This is a genomic window from Vibrio sp. T9 (assembly GCF_003123985.1).
GTDB classification, from domain to species: Bacteria; Pseudomonadota; Gammaproteobacteria; order Enterobacterales; family Vibrionaceae; genus Vibrio; species Vibrio diabolicus.
Map to the genome: position 1 here is coordinate 1 of NZ_NIGY01000178.1, position 298 is coordinate 298.

The following is a 298-nucleotide window of genomic DNA, read 5'->3' on the forward strand; positions in this document are numbered from 1 at the left end:
GCAGCGTGCATCCGTCGCCACTTTCAGCACACCGCGGCTTTCTCGGCTGTGGCCACTTCGCCAAGGCGAATGCCTATCTCGAATCACGCGGTGAGGCGCCGATCGACTGGTCGCTGCCGCCGCGCTCTGAACTCTGAAGAAAGCATTCTGCAGAAGTGACAAAGCCCGCGAGCCGAAGCTCGCGGGCCAGTTTAGGATCCGAGGCGCTTGTCATCGCGCATTCGGCCTGCCGCGGCTGCCACCCGAAGGTCTCACCGAGGTCTTGAGGTCGGGCGAACCGACTGACGGGTGCTAATTT

The 298-nt window shown here is 62.8% G+C and carries 1 pseudogene; it reads left to right on the forward strand.

From position 1 onward, the window contains the following. Positions 1-137: pseudogene (locus CBX98_RS26745) on the forward strand (uracil-DNA glycosylase); the annotation flags it as partial. Positions 138-298 lie beyond the last annotated feature (161 nt).